Genomic DNA, 19,062 nt, shown 5'->3' with positions numbered 1-19,062 from the left:
CCCACGTTTTCAACACCCCCACTCCCGCCGATGCTGCGAAATCCGCAGGTCTCAGTCGCGTAAACAACGAATTTCATCGATACGGCCTTGCGGAAGTGTCGAGACGTCGTGCACAGTGAGGTCGTGGCCAGTCGAAGCGCAGACCCCAGGGACTCCCGAGAGTCCAGGAACGGCACCCCGCACCTGGATGCCGTCTCCCTCGCCATCATCGAACAGCTCCAGGAGGACGGCCGCCGGCCGTACGCCGCGATCGGCAAGGCCGTCGGCCTCTCCGAGGCGGCCGTGCGCCAGCGCGTCCAGAAGCTGCTCGACCAGGGCGTGATGCAGATCGTCGCCGTCACGGACCCGCTCACCGTGGGCTTCCGGCGGCAGGCGATGGTCGGCATCCATGTCGAGGGCGACGTCGAGTCCGTGGCCGACGCGCTGACCTCCATGGCCGAGTGCGAGTACGTGGTGATGACCGCGGGCTCCTTCGACCTGATGGTGGAGATCGTCTGCGAGGACGACGACCACCTGCTGGAGGTCATCAACCGACGCATCCGCGCCATCCCCGGCGTGCGCTCCACCGAGAGCTTCGTTTACCTGAAGCTCAAGAAGCAGACCTACATGTGGGGAACCCGATAACCCGTGAGGACCCGATAACCGTGAGCACCAAGGACCTCAGCCAGACCGCGTACGACCACCTGTGGATGCACTTCACCCGCATGTCGTCGTACGAGAAGTCGCCCGTCCCCACCATCGTCCGGGGCGAGGGCACCCACATCTACGACGACAAGGGCAAGCGCTACCTGGACGGCCTCGCGGGCCTGTTCGTGGTCCAGGCGGGACACGGCCGGACCGAGCTCGCCGAGACCGCCTTCAAGCAGGCGCAGGAGCTGGCGTTCTTCCCGGTGTGGTCCTACGCCCACCCGAAGGCCGTCGAGCTGGCCGAGCGCCTCGCGCACCACGCGCCCGGCGACCTCAACAAGGTCTTCTTCACCACCGGTGGCGGCGAGGCGGTCGAGACCGCCTGGAAGCTGGCCAAGCAGTACTTCAAGCTGGTCGGCAAGCCCACCAAGTACAAGGTCATCTCCCGCGCGGTCGCCTACCACGGCACCCCGCAGGGCGCCCTGTCCATCACCGGCCTGCCCGGCCTGAAGGCCCCCTTCGAGCCGCTGGTCCCCGGCGCGCACAAGGTGCCGAACACCAACATCTACCGCGCCCCGATCCACGGCGACGACCCCGAGGCCTACGGCCGCTGGGCCGCCGACCAGATCGAGCAGCAGATCCTCTTCGAGGGCCCCGACACCGTCGCCGCGGTCTTCCTGGAGCCGGTCCAGAACGCGGGCGGCTGCTTCCCGCCCCCGCCCGGCTACTTCCAGCGCGTGCGCGAGATCTGCGACAAGTACGACGTGCTGCTGGTGTCGGACGAGGTCATCTGCGCCTTCGGCCGCCTCGGCACGATGTTCGCCTGCGACAAGTTCGACTACGTCCCGGACATGATCACCTGCGCCAAGGGCATGACCTCGGGATACTCCCCGATCGGCGCCTGCATCATCTCCGACCGCCTGGCCGAGCCGTTCTACAAGGGCGACAACACCTTCCTGCACGGCTACACCTTCGGCGGCCACCCGGTCTCCGCGGCCGTCGGCCTCGCCAACCTCGACCTGTTCGAGCGCGAGAACCTCAACCAGCACGTCCTCGACAACGAGGGCGCGTTCCGCTCGACCCTGGAGAAGCTGCACGACCTGCCGATCGTCGGCGACGTCCGCGGCAACGGCTTCTTCTACGGCATCGAGCTGGTGAAGGACAAGGCCACGAAGGAGTCCTTCAACGACGAGGAGACCGAGCGCGTGCTCTACGGCTTCTTGTCGAAGGCGTTGTTCGACAACGGCCTGTACTGCCGCGCCGACGACCGTGGTGACCCGGTCGTCCAGCTCGCCCCGCCGCTGATCTCCAACCAGGAGACCTTCGACGAGATCGAGCAGATCCTGCGCGCCACGCTCACGGAGGCGTGGACGAAGCTGTAAAGCTGTTCGGCCGTAGCCCGGGGTGCACCCGTCCGAGTGACAGGGGTGCACCCCGGGCCGCGTGCTGTCCGGGGTTACGGCCCTGGCTCCCTAGCGTGCCTGGTAACCGATCGGCCCTGTCTTCGTTCCCCCGCACGGGGGATCAACGGCAGGGAAAACGGATCAGATACGAGGTGTACGCCCATGGAGGCCCCGCCCGACAACGACGTGCTCTGGGCCCGCGCCCTGCACTTCACGCACCCCGACGGCTCGCCCGCGCTCGGCGGCGTCTCGCTCGGCGTCCGCGAGGGCGAGATCCTCGCCGTGAGCGGCCCGCGCGGCAGCGGCAAGACGACGCTGCTCAGCTGCCTGTCGGGGCTGGTCCCGGCGCAACGCGGCGAGGTCTGGTTCAACAGCGTGCCCGTGCACACGATGGGTCCGATGACCCGTGAGCGACTGCGCCGCGACCGCTTCGGCTGGATCGACCCGGCCCCGGTCCTCGTCCCCGAGCTGAACGTCTGGGAGAACGCCGCCCTGCCCCTGATGCTGCGCGGCACCAGCCGCCGCCGGGCCAAGGTGGCCGCGCTGGAGTGGCTGGAGCGCCTCGACATCGGCGACAGATCCCGCAACCGCCCCCACGAACTGACCCAGCCGGAACGCCAACGAGCCTGCATCGCCCGTGCGCTCGCCCCCTCCCCGACGGTCCTGTTCGCGGACGAGCCGACGGCCCCCCTGCACCGGGCGGACCGCGCCCACGTACTCCGCACCCTCACCACGGCGGCCCGTTCCCACGGCATCACGGTGGTCCTGGCGACCCACGACGCGGAGACGGCCGCGTTGGCCGACCGCACGGTGTCCCTGCTGGACGGCCGCCGGGTGAACACGGTCCACCTTCCCCCGGTCCAGGAAACGCAACCGGCAGGCCAGGGGGCCGCGTGCTCGCTCTCCGTCTGACCCGCGGCGCCCACCCGGCCGTCCACCTGCGCCGCCTGCTGGTCGCGACGGCCGCGGCGGGCACGGGCTTCCTCTTCCTCTGCACCCTCGGCTACGCGATGGCCCACCAGGACGATCCACGCGGCTCCCTCCTCCGCCTCGCCTGGTGCCTGACCCCGCTGGCCACCACGGTCTACTTCGCCCTGGCCGTCGCCCGCACCGACCCCGGCACCCGCCCCCGCCCCGGCCTGGCGGCGATCGGCCTGGGCCCGGCCCGCCTGATGGCCGTATCGGCAGCGACAACGGCCTTGTCCTGCCTACTGGGTTCGATGGTGGCGCTCCTGTTCTTCCTCCACCTGAGGGGCGACCTGACAGGCATGCCCTTCGACGGCGCAGGAGCGGATTTCCTGGCCCCGGAAAAGCCACTTCCGCTCCCGGCGGCCCTGACGTTGCTGGGCCTGGTCCCGGCGATCGCGTCGGTGACAGTCGCATGGGTGATGCGCCCGGAGGACGACAGACCGAAGGGGACGGGGAGGTCGTACGGGAGGTTCGGAGCACGAGGAACGACGGCGCCAAGGGAGACGTTCGGTTCCTATGGCCGTTTCCGGGCCCGCCCAGCTGCTGGTGTTCGATCCACCCAGCCTGCGGGCAGTCGTGCCGCTGGGGCGGCACGGGTGGGCGCAGGCGGCACCCCGCCAGCGCGGTCAAGCGAAACGCCCCCCACAGCAACCCCCACCCAGAGCACGCCACCCGACAGCCTGGACCCCACCACCTTCCCCCCAACCCCGCGAGAGTCTCCAAAGGGCCTCCCCTGGGGCATCGCAGTACTCGCCGCCGGGCTCGCGGTAGAGGCATACGCAGGCAAGCAAGACACCACCCCCCTCCCAGGCGGCCTCACCGGCGGAGCCCCAGGCACACTCATCGGCTGGCTCCTCACCGCAATCGGCCTGGCCCTGGCCGGCCCCGGCCTCACCCACCTCTGCGGCCGCCTCCTCCAGTCCGCCCACCCCGGCGCCCTCCGCCTCCTCGCCGGCCGCATCCTCATGGCGGAAGCCACCCGCATCGGCCGCCCCCTCGGCGTGGTCTGCGCGGTCGCGTCCGGGACGTACGCCATGACCACGCTCCACGACACGGCGACCACCCCGGACATCGGCCCCCTCACCACCCTCGGCCTGCTCCTGGTCACCGGCTGCACCCTCGCCACGCTCGCGACAGCGGCGGTAGAGGCGAAACACGCCCGCGCCGACACCACCGCGGCCCTCCTCCGCCTCGGCGCCCCCGCGACGATGCTCCGCAGCGCCGCGGCCCTGCGCGCGGGCGCGGTCCTGGCCCTGTTCGGCCCGCTCACCCTGATCGTGGCGGAACTGGCGGCGCTCCCCCTCACTCGCTGAACTCGTACGAAAAAATCTCCGGGCGCCGATGAGTTCCTGATCCGCCCCCGGTCTACCCACCGAACAGCACACACCCCGATGGGAGAGACCACGATGACCGCGCAGCCCTACCAGCAGATGATCTTCGTCAACCTGCCCGTGAACGACCTGGATGCGTCCAAGAAGTTCTTCACGTCGCTCGGCTACACCCTCAACGAGCAGTTCAGCGACGACAACGCGGCCTCCGTGGTGATCAGCGACACGATCGTCGCGATGATGCTGACGAAGCCCTTCTACTCCACGTTCACCGACAAGGAGATCGCGGACGCCACGAAGACCAGCGAGGTGGCGATCTGCCTGAGCGCCGAGAGCCGCGCGGCGGTGGACGAGATGATCGAGAAGGCCGTCGCCGCCGGCGGCACCGCCTCGGACAAGGTCCAGGACCTCGGCTTCATGTACGGCCGCGGATTCGACGACCTCGACGGCCACTCCTGGGAGATCGTGTGGATGGACCCGGCCGCGGTCCAGGGCTGAACCAGCCTCCAGCAACGCCGTGTCTAGCATGGGCGGGTGCAGACGATGCCCGCCCATGCGGCCCACCACGACGACCGTGAGATCGAGACACTCGACGACTTCGACGCGACGGTCTCGGCCCGCGGCACCCTCGCCGGCTTCCGTGTCCAGGCCGTCGATCTGACGGACCGCACCAGGGAGTTGCTCGCCACGGACACCGCGGGCGCGATCTTCCTCGGCTGCCCGATGCGGGACGACGCCGCCGCCAAGGTCCGCGCGGACGGCGCGATGGTCTTCCCGCCCGTCCCGAACCTCCCCTTCGACCCGTACCGGGGCCTGCTCTACTCGCCGGACGAGCTCTTCGCCGGCCTCGACAAGGGCTACGAGGAGACGCTGGACGCCCGCGCGTACGCCTGGTTCCAGCAGACCAAGGCCGACGGCGACATATTCGCCTCGATGCTCCGCTCGATCCACGACGACGCCGTCTCCGACGCCCTCGACGAACTCCTGCGCGGGACACGGGTGGTGGGCGTCATGGGCGGCCACGCCATGGCCCGTGGCACGGAGGCGTACGCCGGTGCCGCCCGGCTCGGCCGGGAGCTGACCCGGTCCGGCCTCACCGTCGCCACCGGCGGTGGCCCCGGCGCGATGGAGGCGGCGAACCTCGGCGCGTACGCCGCCCCGTACGACGACGAGATGCTCGCCGAGGCCCTCCAACTCCTCGCCAAGGCACCGAAGTTCACCCCGTCGATCACCGACTGGGCGGCCGCCGCCTTCGAGGTGCGGGCGCACTGGCCGAAGGGCGGCACGTCCGTCGGCATCCCGACCTGGTTCTACGGTCACGAGCCGCCGAACCCGTTCGCGTCGCACATCGCCAAGTACTTCGCCAACGCCACCCGCGAGGACGGCCTGTTGGCCCGCTCGAACGCGGGCATCGTGTTCCTGCCGGGCGCCGCCGGGACCGTACAGGAGATCTTCGACAACGCGACGCCCAACTACTACGAGTCGCGCGGCGAGCCGACGCCGATGGTGCTCGTCGACCGGGCGCACTGGACCGAGCGGCTGCCGACCTGGCCCCTGCTGACGGCACTTGCGCGGGAACGCTCGATGGAGTCGCGAATCGCCCTGGTTGACCGAATCGAGGAGGCTCCGGCGGCGTTGAAACGTCTCGGTGGTTAATAAGCAGGCAAAGCCAATGCCCGCGATGCGCTTACGCGTTGACACTACTTACGCCACACTTATAAACCTGTGAGCCTCTTGGGAATGGTGTTGTCGCATCCCGTGATGTTCCGTCACCACTCCGCCCACCCCCCGCAATTGCGCATCCCGTAAAGGACAAACGTGGCAGTTCTGTCCATATCCCGCCGCACCGTCGCCCGTTCCGTGCGCGTCCTCGGTGTCGCCACCGCATCCGCCGCGCTCGCGCTCGGTGCCGCCGGCAACGCGCTGGCGTGCAACATCAAGGAATTCTCCGCCGAAGCCAAGTGCGACGGCGACAAGGGTGTCATCACCGTCACCGACGTCGACAAGTCCGGCGTCGAGGCCACCGTCTCCGTGTACCTGGTGGAGAACAACGCCGACGTCCGCATGGTCGGCGAGCAGACGGTGAAGGGCTCCAAAGAAGGCACCACCATCACCTTCGACGAGGCCTGGCAGCCCAACGCGGAGTACCGCGTCCACGTGGTCGCCCTGCCCTACATCAAGGGTGAGGACATCAGCCCGAACCTGACGACCCCGGCCACGGCCTGCAAGACCGAGGACGAGACCCCGACCCCGACGGCCACCCCGTCGCCCTCGGAGTCCACCCCGGCCGACGAGGAGTCCGACAGCCCGACGCCGTCGGCCTCCGAGAGCAGCACCGCCCCCGCGGACACGTCGAGCAACGCCCCGACCCCCGCGGCCGGCGAGTCCAACCTCGCCGAGACCGGCGCCAACTCCAACACGGGCATGATCGCGGGCATCGCGGTAGCCCTGGTCGCCATCGGCGGCGGCGCAGTCTTCTTCGGCCTCCGCCGCCGGGGAGCAAGCAGCAGCCGATAAGCAACACCTGAACACAGATGTGGCCCGCCCTCCACCAGGAGGACGGGCCACACCCACGTCTCCGCATCACGCGCCCACTCAGCTGCGGGCAGTCGTGCCGCTCAGGCGGGTTCCCACCCACGCTGGCCGCTTAGCTGCGGGCAGTCGTGCCGCTGGGGCGGCACGGGTGGGCGCAGCGGCACCCCGCCAGCGCGGGCAAGCGAAACCCACCCCCGCCCAGCCCCAACCCACCCGCACCCCTCACCCCGCACCCGCCCCCTCACCCCAGCACAACAACCTCACCCGCATCGAACTCAACCCCCACCACATCCCCCACCCCCGGCGCCTCCCGCAACGCACAAGCCGCCTCCAACACCGGCCCCGCCCCCTCCGGCCGCAACCGCACAGCAACATGCGTCCCCTTGAACGTGCGCGCGACCACAGAACACCGCACCCCGGCCTCCACCAACCGCACCCCCGCCGGCCGCACCAACAAACTCCGCACCCCCTGCAACGCCCCCGCAGGCACCGGCACCTTCCCCCACGGAGTGTCCGCCGCCTCCCCACTCACCACGCCCTCGACCACGTTCTCGAACCCGAGGAACCGCGCCACGAACTCATCCGCAGGCCGCTGCCACACCTCAAGCGGCGTACCGGACTGAGCGATCCGCCCGTCCCGCATCACCACCACCCGGTCGGCCAGCGCGAACGCCTCCCCCTGGTCGTGCGTGACGGCCAGCACGGTCGTCCCCAACCGCCCGAACAGTTCCCGGAGTTCAACAACCAGCCGCTCCCGCAGCGAACGATCCAGCTGCCCGAGCGGCTCGTCCAGCATCAGCAACCGCGGCCGGGGCGCGAGCGCCCGCGCAAGCGCCACCCGCTGCTGCTCACCCCCGGACAGCCCCGCGACGGCCCGCCCGGCCGCCCCGGGCAGCCCCACGAGGTCGAGCAACTCCCCCACCCGCTCGCCCTGTTCCCCCTTCGAGACCCCGTGCATCCGCAGCCCGAACGCCACGTTCCCGCCCACGTCCCGCTGCGGAAACAGCTGATGGTCCTGGAACATCAGCCCGACCCCACGCCGGTGCGCGGCCACCCCCACCTGATCGCGCCCGTCCAGCAACACCCGCCCCCCGTCGAGGTGTTGCAGCCCGGCCACCACCCGCAGCAGCGTCGACTTCCCACTCCCGCTCGGCCCGAGCACACACACGATCTCGTGCTCGGCGACCGACAGCTCGACCCCGTCCAGCACGGCCCGCCCGCCGAAGCGAACCGTCGCGTCCTCCAACGCCAGCAGCATCAGAACTCACCCGTCCGATCGGTCCGCAGCCGCTCAAGGACCAGCAGCGCCACCGCGCACACCACCATCAGAATCGTCGAAAGGGCCATCGCCTGCCCGTAGTTGAGATCCCCGGCCCGCCCCAGCAGCCGCGCCACCGCGACCGGCAGCGTCGGATTGTCGGGCCGCGCGATAAACACGGTCGCCCCGAACTCCCCCAGCGACACGGCGAAGGCAAAGCCCGCCGCGATCAGCAACGCCCGCCGCACCAACGGCAGATCGACCTCCCGCCACACCCGCCACGGCGACGCCCCGAGCACGGCCGCCGCCTCCCGCAACCGCTGGTCCACCGCCCGCAGCACCGGCAGCATGGTCCGTACGACGAAGGGAACGCCGACCAACGCCTGCGCCAGCGGCACCAGAATCCAGGACGCCCGCAGATCCAGCGGCGGCTCATCAAGAGCGATCAGGAACCCGAACCCCACGGTCACCGCGGACACCCCCAGCGGCAGCATCAACAGCGCGTCGAAGCCCCGTACGAACCGCCCCGCGTCCCGCCGCGTGAGCGCCGCCGCGGCGAGCCCCCCGATCAGCACCGCGATGGCGGTGGCGGCGACGGCGTACTCCAGGGAGTTCCCGATCGCCTCGATCGGCGGCACCAGGAACACGCCCCCGTCCGCAGAGGTCAGAGCCCGGTAGTAGCCGAAGTCGGGTGCGTCGAGCGACCGTTGGACGAGCACCGCGAGCGGCAGCACCAGCAGCACGGCGATCGTGGCCAGCACCCCGCCCAGCAACGCCCACTGCCCGGCCCCGCGTGGCCGGCGGGCGGTCGTCTCGGGCGCGACGAGACGCAGCACGCTCTCCCGGCGCCGTACGGTCCACGCGTGCACGGCGAGGATCGCGCCCACCGCCACGAATTGCACCAGCGTCAGGACCGCGGCCGTACCGAGGTCGAAGATCTCGGACGTCTGCCGGTAGATCTCCACTTCGAGCGTCGAGAAGGTCGGCCCGCCGAGGATCTGCACCACGCCGAAGGAGGTGAAGGTGAAGAGGAAGACCATGAGTGCGGCGGCGGCCACGGCGGGCGCGAGCGCGGGCAGCGTCACCTTCCGCCAGGCCCGCCACGAGGACGCGCCCAGCATCCGCGCGGCCTCCTCCTGCCGGGGGTCGAGCTGCGCCCACAGCCCGCCCACCGTCCGTACGACGACGGCGTAGTTGAAGAAGACGTGCGCGAGCAGGATCGCCCACACGGTGGTGTCGAGCCGTACGCCCCACAGCTCGTCGAGCAGCCCACCGCGCCCGACCAGCGCCAGGAACGCCGTACCGACGACGACCGTAGGCAGCACGAACGGGACGGTGACGACGGCCCGCAGGATCTGCTTGCCGGGGAAGTCGTAGCGGGCGAACACATACGCGCCCGGAAGCGCGACCGCGAGCGTCAGCGCGGTCGAGGCGAGCGCCTGCCAGGTGGTGAACCACAGCACGTGCCGGATGTCGGACTGCGCGAGCACGTCCGCGATCCGCCCGAACTGCCAGGTCCCGTCCGCCTTCAGCCCCCGCGCGACGATCGCGGCGACGGGCCAGGCGAAGAAGAGCCCGAAGAACGCGACGGGCACGACCATGAGGCCGAGCCGCGCCGCGTTCCCCTTGAAACGCCTGAAACGCGGGGCTACTTCAGTACGAGCGAGGTCCACGACTTGACCCAGTCGTCACGGTTGTCGGCGATCTTCGCCGGGTCCATGGTCTCGGGGTCCTTGGCGGCGGGACCGTACTTCGTGAACTCGGCGGGCACGGCAGCGCCCTCGACCACCGGGTAGACGAACATGTTGAGCGGCATGTCCTCCTGGAACTTCTTGGTCAGGAGGAAGTCGATGAGGGCCTTGCCGCCCTCGCTGTTCTTCGCGTTGCTCAGCAGTCCCGCGTACTCGACCTGCCGGAAGCAGGTGCCGTCGACGACACCGGTCGGCGCGGTCGAGGGCTTCGGGTCGGCGTAGATGACCTCGGCGGGCGGCGAGGAGGCGTACGAGACGACGAGCGGCCGGTCGGCCTTCGCCTTCTTGCCCCCGGCGGACCCGGAGAACTCCTCGTTGTAGGCCTGCTCCCAGCCGTCGACGACCTTGACGCCGTTGGCCTTGAGCTTGGTCCAGTACGCCTCCCACCCTCCCCCACTCTCGGCTTCGCTCGAGCGGGAGGTGCCCCCATCGCCGTACTTGGCGGCGGTCCCGAGCAGGAAGCCGAGCCCCGGAGAGGAGGTGGAGGCGTTCTCGGTGACGAGGAGGTTCTTGTAGGCGGGCTTGATCAGATCGTCGTACGACGTCGGCGGCTGGAGCCTGTGCTCGCTGAACCAGGCCTTGTCGTAGTTGAGGCAGATGTCGCCGGTGTCGATGGGCGTGACCTTGTCGCCGTCGACCCGGTAGCCGGACTTGATCGTGCCGGCGCCCTTGGCCTCGTACGACTGGAACAGTCCGTTGTCGAGCGCCCGGGACAGCAGGGTGTTGTCGACGCCGAAGAAGACGTCGCCCTGAGGGTTGTCCTTGGTCAGGATCGCCTTGTTGACGGCCTGCCCGGCGTCGCCGTCCTCCAGGACCTTGACCTTGTAGCCGGACTGCTTCTCGAAGGCGGCGAGGACGCCCTTGGAGACGGCCCACGAGTTGTGGCTGACGAGCGTGACGGTCTTGGGCTCGCTCTTGGAACCGCCGTCGTCGGAGGACCCGCACGCGGACAGCGCGACCAAGCCGAGGCCGACGACGACAGCAAAGTACTTCTTGCTACTCACGGTGATGACCGAACTTCCTACCCAGAATGACCTGGGCGAGGTTCAGAGGGTCTGCGGCCCGACGGCCGCACTCTCAGCGCTGTGGCGCTCCCCTGTCGGATAGAAATATGAAGTTGTTCTTACGACGGTCAGACTACCGTTCGCCTGCCGCCAGCTGACCGCAGGCCCCGTCGATCTCCTGCCCACGGGTGTCCCGGACGGTCACCGGCACGCCGTGCGCGGCGATGGCCTCGACGAAGGCCTTCTCGTCCTCGGGCCGCGAGGCGGTCCACTTGGAGCCCGGGGTCGGGTTCAGCGGGATGAGGTTGACGTGCACGGGCTTGCCGCGCAGCAGCCGCCCGAGCCGGTCCCCACGCCAGGCCTGGTCGTTGATGTCGCGGATGAGCGCGTACTCGATCGACAGCCGGCGCCCGCTCTTCTCGACGTACTCGAACCCGGCGTCGAGGACCTCACGCACCTTCCACCGCGTGTTCACGGGGACGAGGGTGTCGCGCAGCTCGTCGTCGGGAGCGTGCAGCGAGATGGCGAGCCGGCACTTGAACCCTTCGTCGGCGAACCGATGAATGGCCGGCACCAGCCCGACGGTGGAGACGGTGATACCCCGCTGCGACAGCCCGAGCCCGTCCGGAGCGGGATCGGTGAGCGCACGGATCGACTGCACGACCCGCTTGTAGTTGGCGAGGGGCTCGCCCATGCCCATGAAGACGATGTTGGAGAGCCGAGCAGGCCCACCGGGCACTTCCCCGTCCCGGAGCGCCCGCATCCCGTCGACGATCTGATGGACGATCTCGGCGGTGGACAGATTCCGGTCAAGACCCGCCTGTCCGGTGGCGCAGAAGGGACAGTTCATCCCGCACCCGGCCTGCGAGCTGATGCACATGGTGACCCGGTCCGGGTACCGCATCAGCACCGACTCGACGAGCGTCCCGTCGAACAGCCGCCACAGCGTCTTGCGCGTGGTCCCCTGGTCGGTCGACAGATGCCGGACGACGGTCATCAGCTCAGGAAGCAGCGCCTCCTGCAACTTGCCGCGAGCGCCGGCCGGAATGTCCGTCCACTGCTCCGGATCGTGCGCGTACCGCGCGAAGTAGTGCTGCGAGAGCTGCTTGGCACGAAACGGCTTCTCACCGATCTCGGCCACGACATCCTTGCGCTCGGCAGGAGTGAGATCGGCAAGGTGCCGCGGCGGCTTCTTGGCTCCGCGCGGGGCGACGAAAGTGAGTTCTCCGGGCTTAGGCATGGCTGTACCAGTGTCGCAGATCGAATGGAGTGACCTGGGCCCCCGCCTGTCGCCGAGCGTGACCGATGACTTCCGGGTGCGGGACGGGTCTTCCTGCCATACGTTCCCGTCCACCCGCCACCGGAAGTGATGACAATGCCGTACGCCAAGGTCAACGGCCTGGAGATGTACTACGAGATCCACGGCGCCGCCCAGGACGACCGCCGCCCGCTGGTGCTGCTGCACGGCGGCGTCACCACCATCGGGCTGTCCTTCGGGGCCGTGCTGCCCGCCCTGGCCGCGGACCGCCAGGTCATCGCCCCTGAGCTCCAGGGGCACGGCCACACGGCCGACACCGACCGCGACCTGACCGTCCCGCACCTCGCCTCCGACGTCGTGGCCCTGCTCGACGAGCTCGGCATCCCGCAGGCCGACTTCCTCGGCTACAGCCTCGGCGCGCTGACCGCGCTGGAGATCGCGGTACGGCATCCCGAGCGCGTCGGCCGGCTCGTGTTCGTCTCCGCCCAGTACACCCAGGACGGCATGCGGGACGAGATCCGCACGCCCGACTACACCTCCCCGCTGCTGCCCACGCAGGCCGACTTCCAGGAGATGGCCGACGCGTACGCCGCCGTCGCCCCGTATCCCGAGCACTTCCAGGACTTCCTCGGCAAGGTCACGGCGGCGGCCCATGCCCCGCTGCCCTGGACCGCGGACGACCTGCGCGGCCTGGCGGCGCCCACGCTGCTGCTGCTCGGCGACCGCGACTTCGTGCACGTCGAACACGCGGCCGAGATGCAGCGCCTGATCCCCGACGCCCAGCTGGCCGTCCTGCCCGGCACCACGCACATGACGGTCCTGCGGCGGACGTCGTCGGTCCTGCCGCTGCTGGACGATTTCCTGGGCGGGTTCCCGGAGTAGCCGCGCTGTCGGTACGGCCTAGGTGCTCGGCCGCTCCAGGCACTCCTTGAGCAACTGCTCGTCCCGCGGAAGCTCCTTGCGGATCTGCGGGCGGACGACGAGGGGGACCAGCGCCCTGCCGAGCCCGTGCCCCTCGAAGTCGATCTCGATCGTCACGCGGGACCTCCGCCCGTCGTCGAGCGGCTCGATCTCACCGTGCGTACGGGGCCGGACGGGCCCGGAGACCCCGTGCAGGTCCCAGCTGTGCGGAGGGTCCAGCTCGTCGAACTCGACGGTCATCGGGATCTCGCGGTTCCCGATCCGCCGGGTGACCCGCACCCGGGAGCCGGCGTGGATCGGCCCCTCGTCGAGCGGTTCCGCCTTGACGGCGCTCAGCTGCCATTCCGGCAGATGGGAGGGGTCGGTGATGTACGCGTAGACGTCTTCGGGACTGCGGTCGACGTCGATCACTTCACGGATGGCGGGCATGACGCCCTCCTTCCAGGGCGATCCCCTTCGAGGGCTTACAGGGAAATCGTCCCACCGGACCGCCCCCGAGAACAGCAGAAGCCCCCGCCGCAGCGGGGGCTTCCCCAGACGTCCGTACGACGATCAGCCCGAACCGACGAACAGCACCAGCAACAGCCAGACCACAGGAGCGGTCGGCAGCAACGAGTCCAGCCGGTCCATGATGCCGCCGTGTCCCGGCAGCAGCGTGCCCATGTCCTTGATGCCGAGGTCGCGCTTGATCATCGACTCGCCGAGGTCACCGAGCGTCGCGCTCGCCGCCACCGCGAGGCCCAGCAGCAGCCCCTGCCACCAGGTGCCGTCGTCGATCAGGAACTGCATGCACAGCGCGCCCGCCACCATCGCGAAGGACACCGCGCCCAGCAGGCCCTCACGGGTCTTGCCGGGGCTGATGCGCGGCGCGAGCTTGTGCTTGCCGAAGCGCCAGCCGACGGCGTACGCCCCGGTGTCGCTGACGACGGTGAGGAGCAGGAACGTCAGCACGCGCTGCGGCCCGTCGTCGGCGGTGAGCATCATCGCGACGAACGTGGCCAGGAAGGGGACGTAGAAGGCCGCGAAGACGCCCGCGGTGACGTCCTTGAGGTAGCCCTCCGGCGGTTCCGTCATCCGCCAGACCAGCACCGCGAGCGCGGTGAGCGCCATCGCCACCCACGCGCCCTCGGCCTCGCGGACGTACCCGGCGACGACCATGGCCGCACCGCCGACCGCCAGCGGCACGAGGGGCGCCTTGATGCCCTTGCGCTCCTCCAGCCGCGAGGTCAGCTCCCAGAGTCCGACGACCACGGCGACCGCTATGACGCCGACGAAGACGGCCTTGACGACGAAGAGCGAGGCGACGATCACCACACCGAGCCCGACGCCGACCCCTATGGCCGCGCTCAGGTCACGCCCCGCGCTCTTCTTCTGCGGCGCGGAAGCCGGCTGGGGGGCGTCGGGCATGGGCTCCGGATTCTGCGTCTGCGGCGCAGCCGCTCGGGGCTGCGCCGACGTGGTCTCGTCGCGGAACGTCGCGTCCCGGAACGTGTCGTCCCGGTACAAGGGGCCACTCAGCCGAGCGGCCCCCCGGTCGTCATCCTGGTCTCCGCCATACGCGGGTACGTCGGGCACGATGGGCATGGGGCGAGTCTGCTGCGCCTCAGGCGCATCGTACGCGGGACCCGCCGGGGCAGCCCCCTGGACAGGCCCCTGGTCGGTGGGCCCCCAGTACCCGGCGTGCGGCCCGGCCCCAGGCGGAGAGCCCCAGGAAGAGTCGTTCATCAGACTTCGAGGAGCTCCGCTTCCTTGTGCTTCAGCAGCTCGTCCACCTGAGCGACGTACTTGTGCGTCGCGTCGTCGAGCTCCTTCTCCGCACGGCGGCCCTCGTCCTCGCCGACCTCGCCGTCCTTGACGAGCTTGTCGATCGCGTCCTTGGCCTTGCGGCGGACCGAGCGGATGGACACGCGCGAGTCCTCCGCCTTGCCCTTGGCGACCTTGATGTAGTCGCGGCGGCGCTCCTCGGTGAGCTCGGGGAACACCACCCGGATGATGTTGCCGTCGTTGCTCGGGTTGACGCCCAGGTCCGAGTCACGGATGGCCTGCTCGATGTTGCGCAGCGCCGTCTTGTCGAACGGGGTCACGACCGCCATGCGCGGCTCCGGCACGGAGAACGAAGCCAGCTGGTTGATCGGCGTCGGCGCGCCGTAGTAGTCGGCCACGATCTTGTTGAACATCGCCGGGTGCGCACGGCCGGTGCGGATCGCGGCGAAGTCCTCCTTGGCGACCACGACGGCCTTCTCCATCTTCTCCTCGGCCTCGAGGAGGGTCTCTTCGATCACCACTTGCTCCTGCGTGTCTTGAGTAGGCCCGGCTGCGGTTCCTTGATGGGGCGGCGGCCGGCTGCGTCGCGTCTTCTTCCTGCACGGTTCCCGACCGGCAGGACATTGTCCATCCCCCGGTCAGGGACGGTGTCCAACTGGGGTCAGTCCCGGCTGCCCTGGTCACCCACAAGCGTGCCGATCTTCTCACCCTTGACGGCGCGCGCGATATTGCCCTCCGTCAGAAGCTCGAAGACGAGGATCGGGAGCTTGTTGTCGCGGCACAGCGTGATGGCGGTGGCGTCGGCGACCTTGAGGTCGCGGGTGATGACCTCGCCGTAGCCGAGGGAGTCGAACTTGACCGCGTCGGGGTTTTTCTTCGGGTCGGAGTCGTAGACCCCGTCCACGCCGTTCTTGCCCATGAGGAGCGCCTCGGCGTCGATCTCCAGGGCGCGCTGGGCGGCGGTGGTGTCGGTGGAGAAGTACGGCATGCCCATACCGGCACCGAAGATGACCACGCGGCCCTTCTCCAGGTGACGCACGGCGCGCAGCGGGATGTACGGCTCGGCGACCTGGCCCATGGTGATGGCGGTCTGCACGCGGGAGTCGATGCCCTCCTTCTCCAGGAAGTCCTGGAGGGCGAGGCAGTTCATCACGGTGCCGAGCATGCCCATGTAGTCGGAGCGGGCACGGTCCATGCCGCGCTGCTGGAGTTCGGCGCCGCGGAAGAAGTTGCCGCCGCCGATGACGACCGCGATCTCCGCTCCGTCGCGCACGACGGCCGCGATCTCGCGGGCGATCTTGTGCACCACGTCCGGGTCCACGCCCAGGCCCCCGCCACCGGAGAAGGCCTCTCCGGACAGCTTCAGCAGAAACCGGCCGCTCACTTTGCCGTCGTCGCTCTTCTGGGCCTTGGTGGTCATCGGAATCTCGCCTCTTTCAAGGGGTCGCACATACGAAGAAGGCCATTGCCGATGGGAACTGGTTCGCATCCCATGCGCGGCAATGGCCTCCTCGTCAGATCTGCTGTCGTCCGCCACGCGCGTGCGTGGCGGCGTACCGGACGACTGCCTACGACCCTATCGGGGTCGGGCGTCGAACGCGGTACGGACTCAGATGCCGACCTTGATGCGCGTGAAGCGCTTCAGGGTGACACCGGCCTCGTCCAGAACCTTCTGGACGGACTTCTTGTTGTCGAGCGCGTACGGCTGGCCGAGCAGCGTGGCGTCCTTGAAGAAGCCGTTGAGGCGACCCTCGACGATCTTCGGCAGGGCGGCCTCGGGCTTGCCCTCGGCGCGGGTGGTCTCCTCGGCGACGCGGCGCTCGGACTCGACGACCTCGGCCGGGACGTCCTCCTTGGAGAGGTACTTCGGCGCGAAGGCGGCGATGTGCTGGGCGACACCCTTCGCCAGGTCGGCGTCGGCCTTGTCCAGCTCGACCAGGACACCGATCTGCGGGGGCAGGTCGGGCATGGTGCGGTGCATGTAGGCGAAGACGAAGCCGTCGGCGAACTGCGCGAAGCGGTCCAGGACGATCTTCTCGCCGAGGTTGGCGTTGGCCTCGTCCACGAACGCCTGGACGGTCTTGCCGGCCTCGATCTCGGAGGCGAGCAGAGCGTCGAGGTCGGCCGGGGAGGTGGCGGCGACGTGCTGCGCGATCTGGTTGGCGACGGCCTGGAACTTCTCGCCCTTGGCGACGAAGTCCGTCTCGCACTTCAGCTCGACCAGGACACCGGAGGTGTTGTCGTCGGCGATGAGGGAGACCACGGCGCCGTTCTCGGCGGAGCGGCCCTCGCGCTTGGCGACGCCCTTCTGGCCCTTGATGCGGAGCGCCTCGACGGCCTTGTCGACGTTGCCCTCGGCCTCGTCCAGCGCCTTCTTGCAGTCCATCATGCCGGCGCCGGTGAGCTCACGGAGCTTCTTGACGTCGGCGGCGGTGTAGTTCGCCATGATTCCTGGAATCTCTCTCGAAGTCTGAAGATCTACGGGCCGACGGCGGGGGCTGGTGGGCCCCCGCCGTCAGAAGACCCGAAGGGGTGAGGGGTCAGGCCTGCTCGGCCTCGGCGGCCGGAGCCTCGGCCTCGGCGGCGGGGGCCTCAGCGGCGGGCGCCTCGGCCTCAGCGGCGGCGGGAGCCTCAGCCTCGGCGGCCGGGGCCTCCTCGGCCTTCTTCTCGCCCTCGAGCAGGTCGCGCTCCCACGCGGCGAGCGGCTCGCCCGCGCCCTTGTCACCCTTGTCGCCGGTGGCGACGCCGGAGCGGGCGATGAGGCCCTCGGCGACGGCGTCGGCGATCACGCGGGTGAGCAGGGTGACGGAGCGGATCGCGTCGTCGTTGCCCGGGATCTTGTAGTCGACCTCGTCGGGGTCGCAGTTGGTGTCGAGGATGGCGACGACCGGGATGTTGAGCTTCCGGGCCTCACCGACCGCGATGTGCTCCTTCTTGGTGTCCACGATCCAGACGGCGCTGGGAACCTTGGACATCTCGCGGATACCACCGAGGGTCTTCTCCAGCTTGGCCTTCTCGCGCGAGAGCACGAGAAGCTCCTTCTTGGTCAGACCGGACGCGGCGACGTCCTCGAAGTCGATCTGCTCGAGCTCCTTGAGGCGCTGCAGACGCTTGTAGACGGTGGAGAAGTTGGTGAGCATGCCGCCCAGCCAGCGCTGGTTGACGAAGGGCATGCCGACGCGGGTGGCCTGCTCGGCGATGGCCTCCTGCGCCTGCTTCTTCGTGCCGACGAACATGACCGTGCCGCCGTGGGCGACGGTCTCCTTGACGAACTCGTAGGCACGGTCGATGTACGACAGCGACTGGAGCAGGTCGATGATGTAGATGCCGTTGCGCTCGGTGAAGATGAAGCGCTTCATCTTCGGGTTCCAGCGACGGGTCTGGTGACCGAAGTGGACGCCGCTTTCCAGCAGCTCCCGCATCGTGACGACGGCCATGGCCGTTCTCCTTGTGTTTTCTCGGTTGTGTCCTGACGCCCGGCACGCGCCGTGCCACGTACGCAGGTGCGTACGGGACCGAAAGACGCTGACATCGATGGCTACGAGAGCCCGATGTCGGGGCGTGCGAAGTCGACCCGGTGACCCGGATCGCCAGAAGAAGTGTACGGGACCCGCGAGGCACCGGGTGACGCCGCTGTCCACAACCGGGCAGTAGTCCACAGCTCCCGGCCATGATCACCCCTGATCAGGCACGGTTCGAGCCATGCGACACCTGCACACCGCACTGCTGCCCCTACTCCTGGCCCTGCTCCTGACGCCCTTGCCCTCGGCCTCGGGCGACCCGGCCCCGCCGCCACCCCGGCCGCCCGCCGCGACGGTCCCCGCCATCGCCCGCACATGGCCGGTGGGACTGCGCCCGCCTGTCCTCCGCGCCTGGGAACCCCCACCCACGGCCTACGCCCGAGGCCACCGAGGCGTCGACCTGGCAGCGCCTCCAGGCACCCCCGTACGAGCGGTAGCCGCCGGCCGGGTCTCCTTCGCGGGCCGGGTGGCCGGAAAGGGCGTGCTCTCGATCGCCCTCACGGGCACGGATCTGCGAACGACGTATGAACCGGTACGGGCGACGGTGAAGAAGGGCGAGGAGGTGACACCGGGCGAGGTGGTGGCCACGGTGGAACCAACGGGCTCCCACTGCACGACGACGTGCGTGCACTGGGGCCTACGCAGAGGGGACACCTACCTGGACCCCCTGTCCCTGCTACCGCCGTGGCTGCTGCGCCGAGGGCCGTCCCGACTGTTGCCTGT

General features: G+C 69.5%; 19 protein-coding genes. 9 read left to right on the top strand and 10 right to left on the bottom strand.

Annotated elements, in window-relative coordinates; all coding sequences use genetic code 11:
* Positions 1 to 108 precede the first annotated feature (108 nt).
* The 7 genes from IQ210_RS40915 (at position 109) to IQ210_RS40885 (ending at position 6,844) form a co-directional block, all read left to right on the top strand.
* Positions 109 to 624, top strand: coding sequence for an Lrp/AsnC family transcriptional regulator (locus IQ210_RS40915; RefSeq protein ID WP_194084372.1), 516 nt, complete (start codon positions 109 to 111; stop codon positions 622 to 624).
* A gap of 20 nt (positions 625 to 644) precedes the next feature.
* Positions 645 to 2,009, top strand: coding sequence for an aspartate aminotransferase family protein (locus tag IQ210_RS40910; RefSeq protein ID WP_194084371.1), 1,365 nt, complete (start codon positions 645 to 647; stop codon positions 2,007 to 2,009).
* Positions 2,010 to 2,192: 183 nt separating this feature from the next.
* A complete protein-coding gene (locus IQ210_RS40905; protein ID WP_194084370.1) occupies positions 2,193 to 2,942 on the top strand; it encodes an ABC transporter ATP-binding protein in 750 nt (249 codons plus the stop codon).
* The gene (locus tag IQ210_RS40900) at positions 2,924 to 4,312 is read left to right on the top strand and encodes a hypothetical protein (RefSeq protein WP_194084369.1); all 1,389 of its coding nucleotides are present in this window, start codon (positions 2,924 to 2,926) and stop codon (positions 4,310 to 4,312) included. Before IQ210_RS40905 ends, IQ210_RS40900 begins: the two co-directional genes overlap by 19 nt.
* Positions 4,313 to 4,405: 93 nt before the next feature.
* Positions 4,406 to 4,825, top strand: a complete 420-nt coding sequence (locus tag IQ210_RS40895; RefSeq protein WP_194084368.1) for a VOC family protein — start codon at positions 4,406 to 4,408, stop codon at positions 4,823 to 4,825.
* 36 nt (positions 4,826 to 4,861) lie between these two features.
* Entirely contained in the window at positions 4,862 to 5,983 is a 1,122-nt protein-coding gene (locus IQ210_RS40890; RefSeq protein WP_194084367.1) for an LOG family protein, read from the top strand.
* Between the two features lie 162 nt (positions 5,984 to 6,145).
* The gene (locus IQ210_RS40885) at positions 6,146 to 6,844 is read left to right on the top strand and encodes an LAETG motif-containing sortase-dependent surface protein (RefSeq protein ID WP_194084366.1); all 699 of its coding nucleotides are present in this window, start codon (positions 6,146 to 6,148) and stop codon (positions 6,842 to 6,844) included.
* Between the two features lie 259 nt (positions 6,845 to 7,103).
* Here the strand turns inward: IQ210_RS40885 and IQ210_RS40880 are convergent, their stop codons facing one another.
* The 4 genes from IQ210_RS40880 to rlmN all read right to left on the bottom strand — a co-directional run bounded on the left by IQ210_RS40880 (position 7,104) and on the right by rlmN (position 12,115).
* Positions 7,104 to 8,120, bottom strand: a complete 1,017-nt coding sequence (locus IQ210_RS40880; RefSeq protein ID WP_194084365.1) for an ABC transporter ATP-binding protein — start codon at positions 8,118 to 8,120, stop codon at positions 7,104 to 7,106.
* A complete protein-coding gene (locus IQ210_RS40875) occupies positions 8,120 to 9,721 on the bottom strand; it encodes an ABC transporter permease (protein WP_228049383.1) in 1,602 nt (533 codons plus the stop codon). The genes IQ210_RS40880 and IQ210_RS40875 overlap by 1 nt, the downstream gene beginning before the upstream one ends.
* Before the next feature lie 47 nt (positions 9,722 to 9,768).
* Positions 9,769 to 10,875 carry a thiamine ABC transporter substrate-binding protein gene (locus IQ210_RS40870; protein WP_194084363.1) on the bottom strand — a complete coding sequence of 369 codons (1,107 nt, stop codon included), beginning with the start codon at positions 10,873 to 10,875 and terminating at the stop codon, positions 9,769 to 9,771.
* Positions 10,876 to 11,008: 133 nt separating this feature from the next.
* Positions 11,009 to 12,115 (bottom strand): 23S rRNA (adenine(2503)-C(2))-methyltransferase RlmN, encoded by a 1,107-nt coding sequence (rlmN, locus tag IQ210_RS40865; RefSeq protein WP_079309720.1) that lies wholly within the window; start codon positions 12,113 to 12,115, stop codon positions 11,009 to 11,011.
* 129 nt (positions 12,116 to 12,244) lie between these two features.
* On the opposite strand from rlmN, the gene IQ210_RS40860 reads away from it, so the two are divergent.
* On the top strand, positions 12,245 to 13,015 hold the full coding sequence (locus tag IQ210_RS40860) for an alpha/beta fold hydrolase (RefSeq protein WP_194084362.1): 771 nt from the start codon (positions 12,245 to 12,247) through the stop codon (positions 13,013 to 13,015).
* A gap of 18 nt (positions 13,016 to 13,033) precedes the next feature.
* Here the strand turns inward: IQ210_RS40860 and IQ210_RS40855 are convergent, their stop codons facing one another.
* The 6 genes from IQ210_RS40855 to rpsB all read right to left on the bottom strand — a co-directional run bounded on the left by IQ210_RS40855 (position 13,034) and on the right by rpsB (position 18,255).
* A complete protein-coding gene (locus IQ210_RS40855) occupies positions 13,034 to 13,483 on the bottom strand; it encodes an SRPBCC family protein (protein WP_194084361.1) in 450 nt (149 codons plus the stop codon).
* Positions 13,484 to 13,606: 123 nt separating this feature from the next.
* On the bottom strand, positions 13,607 to 14,779 hold the full coding sequence (locus IQ210_RS40850) for a phosphatidate cytidylyltransferase (RefSeq protein WP_194084360.1): 1,173 nt from the start codon (positions 14,777 to 14,779) through the stop codon (positions 13,607 to 13,609).
* A complete protein-coding gene (gene frr, locus IQ210_RS40845) occupies positions 14,779 to 15,336 on the bottom strand; it encodes a ribosome recycling factor (protein WP_046261972.1) in 558 nt (185 codons plus the stop codon). Before frr ends, IQ210_RS40850 begins: the two co-directional genes overlap by 1 nt.
* A 143-nt stretch (positions 15,337 to 15,479) precedes the next feature.
* Complete coding sequence (gene pyrH, locus IQ210_RS40840) at positions 15,480 to 16,238, bottom strand: UMP kinase (protein WP_079309724.1); 759 nt, start codon at positions 16,236 to 16,238, stop codon at positions 15,480 to 15,482.
* Positions 16,239 to 16,427: 189 nt separating this feature from the next.
* Positions 16,428 to 17,264, bottom strand: coding sequence for a translation elongation factor Ts (gene tsf / locus IQ210_RS40835; protein WP_194084359.1), 837 nt, complete (start codon positions 17,262 to 17,264; stop codon positions 16,428 to 16,430).
* Positions 17,265 to 17,358: 94 nt separating this feature from the next.
* Positions 17,359 to 18,255, bottom strand: coding sequence for a 30S ribosomal protein S2 (rpsB, locus tag IQ210_RS40830; protein WP_194084358.1), 897 nt, complete (start codon positions 18,253 to 18,255; stop codon positions 17,359 to 17,361).
* A 265-nt stretch (positions 18,256 to 18,520) separates the two neighbouring features.
* Between rpsB and IQ210_RS40825 the strand changes: the two genes are divergently transcribed.
* On the top strand, positions 18,521 to 19,062 hold a 542-nt coding region (locus IQ210_RS40825), incomplete at its 3' end, for a murein hydrolase activator EnvC family protein (protein ID WP_194084357.1).

The sequence above is a fragment of the Streptomyces justiciae genome, assembly GCF_015163075.1.
GTDB lineage: Bacteria > Actinomycetota > Actinomycetes > Streptomycetales > Streptomycetaceae > Streptomyces > Streptomyces justiciae.
The sequence above is the reverse complement of the archived record's forward strand: the minus strand, read 5'-3'. Positions and strand labels throughout refer to the sequence as shown.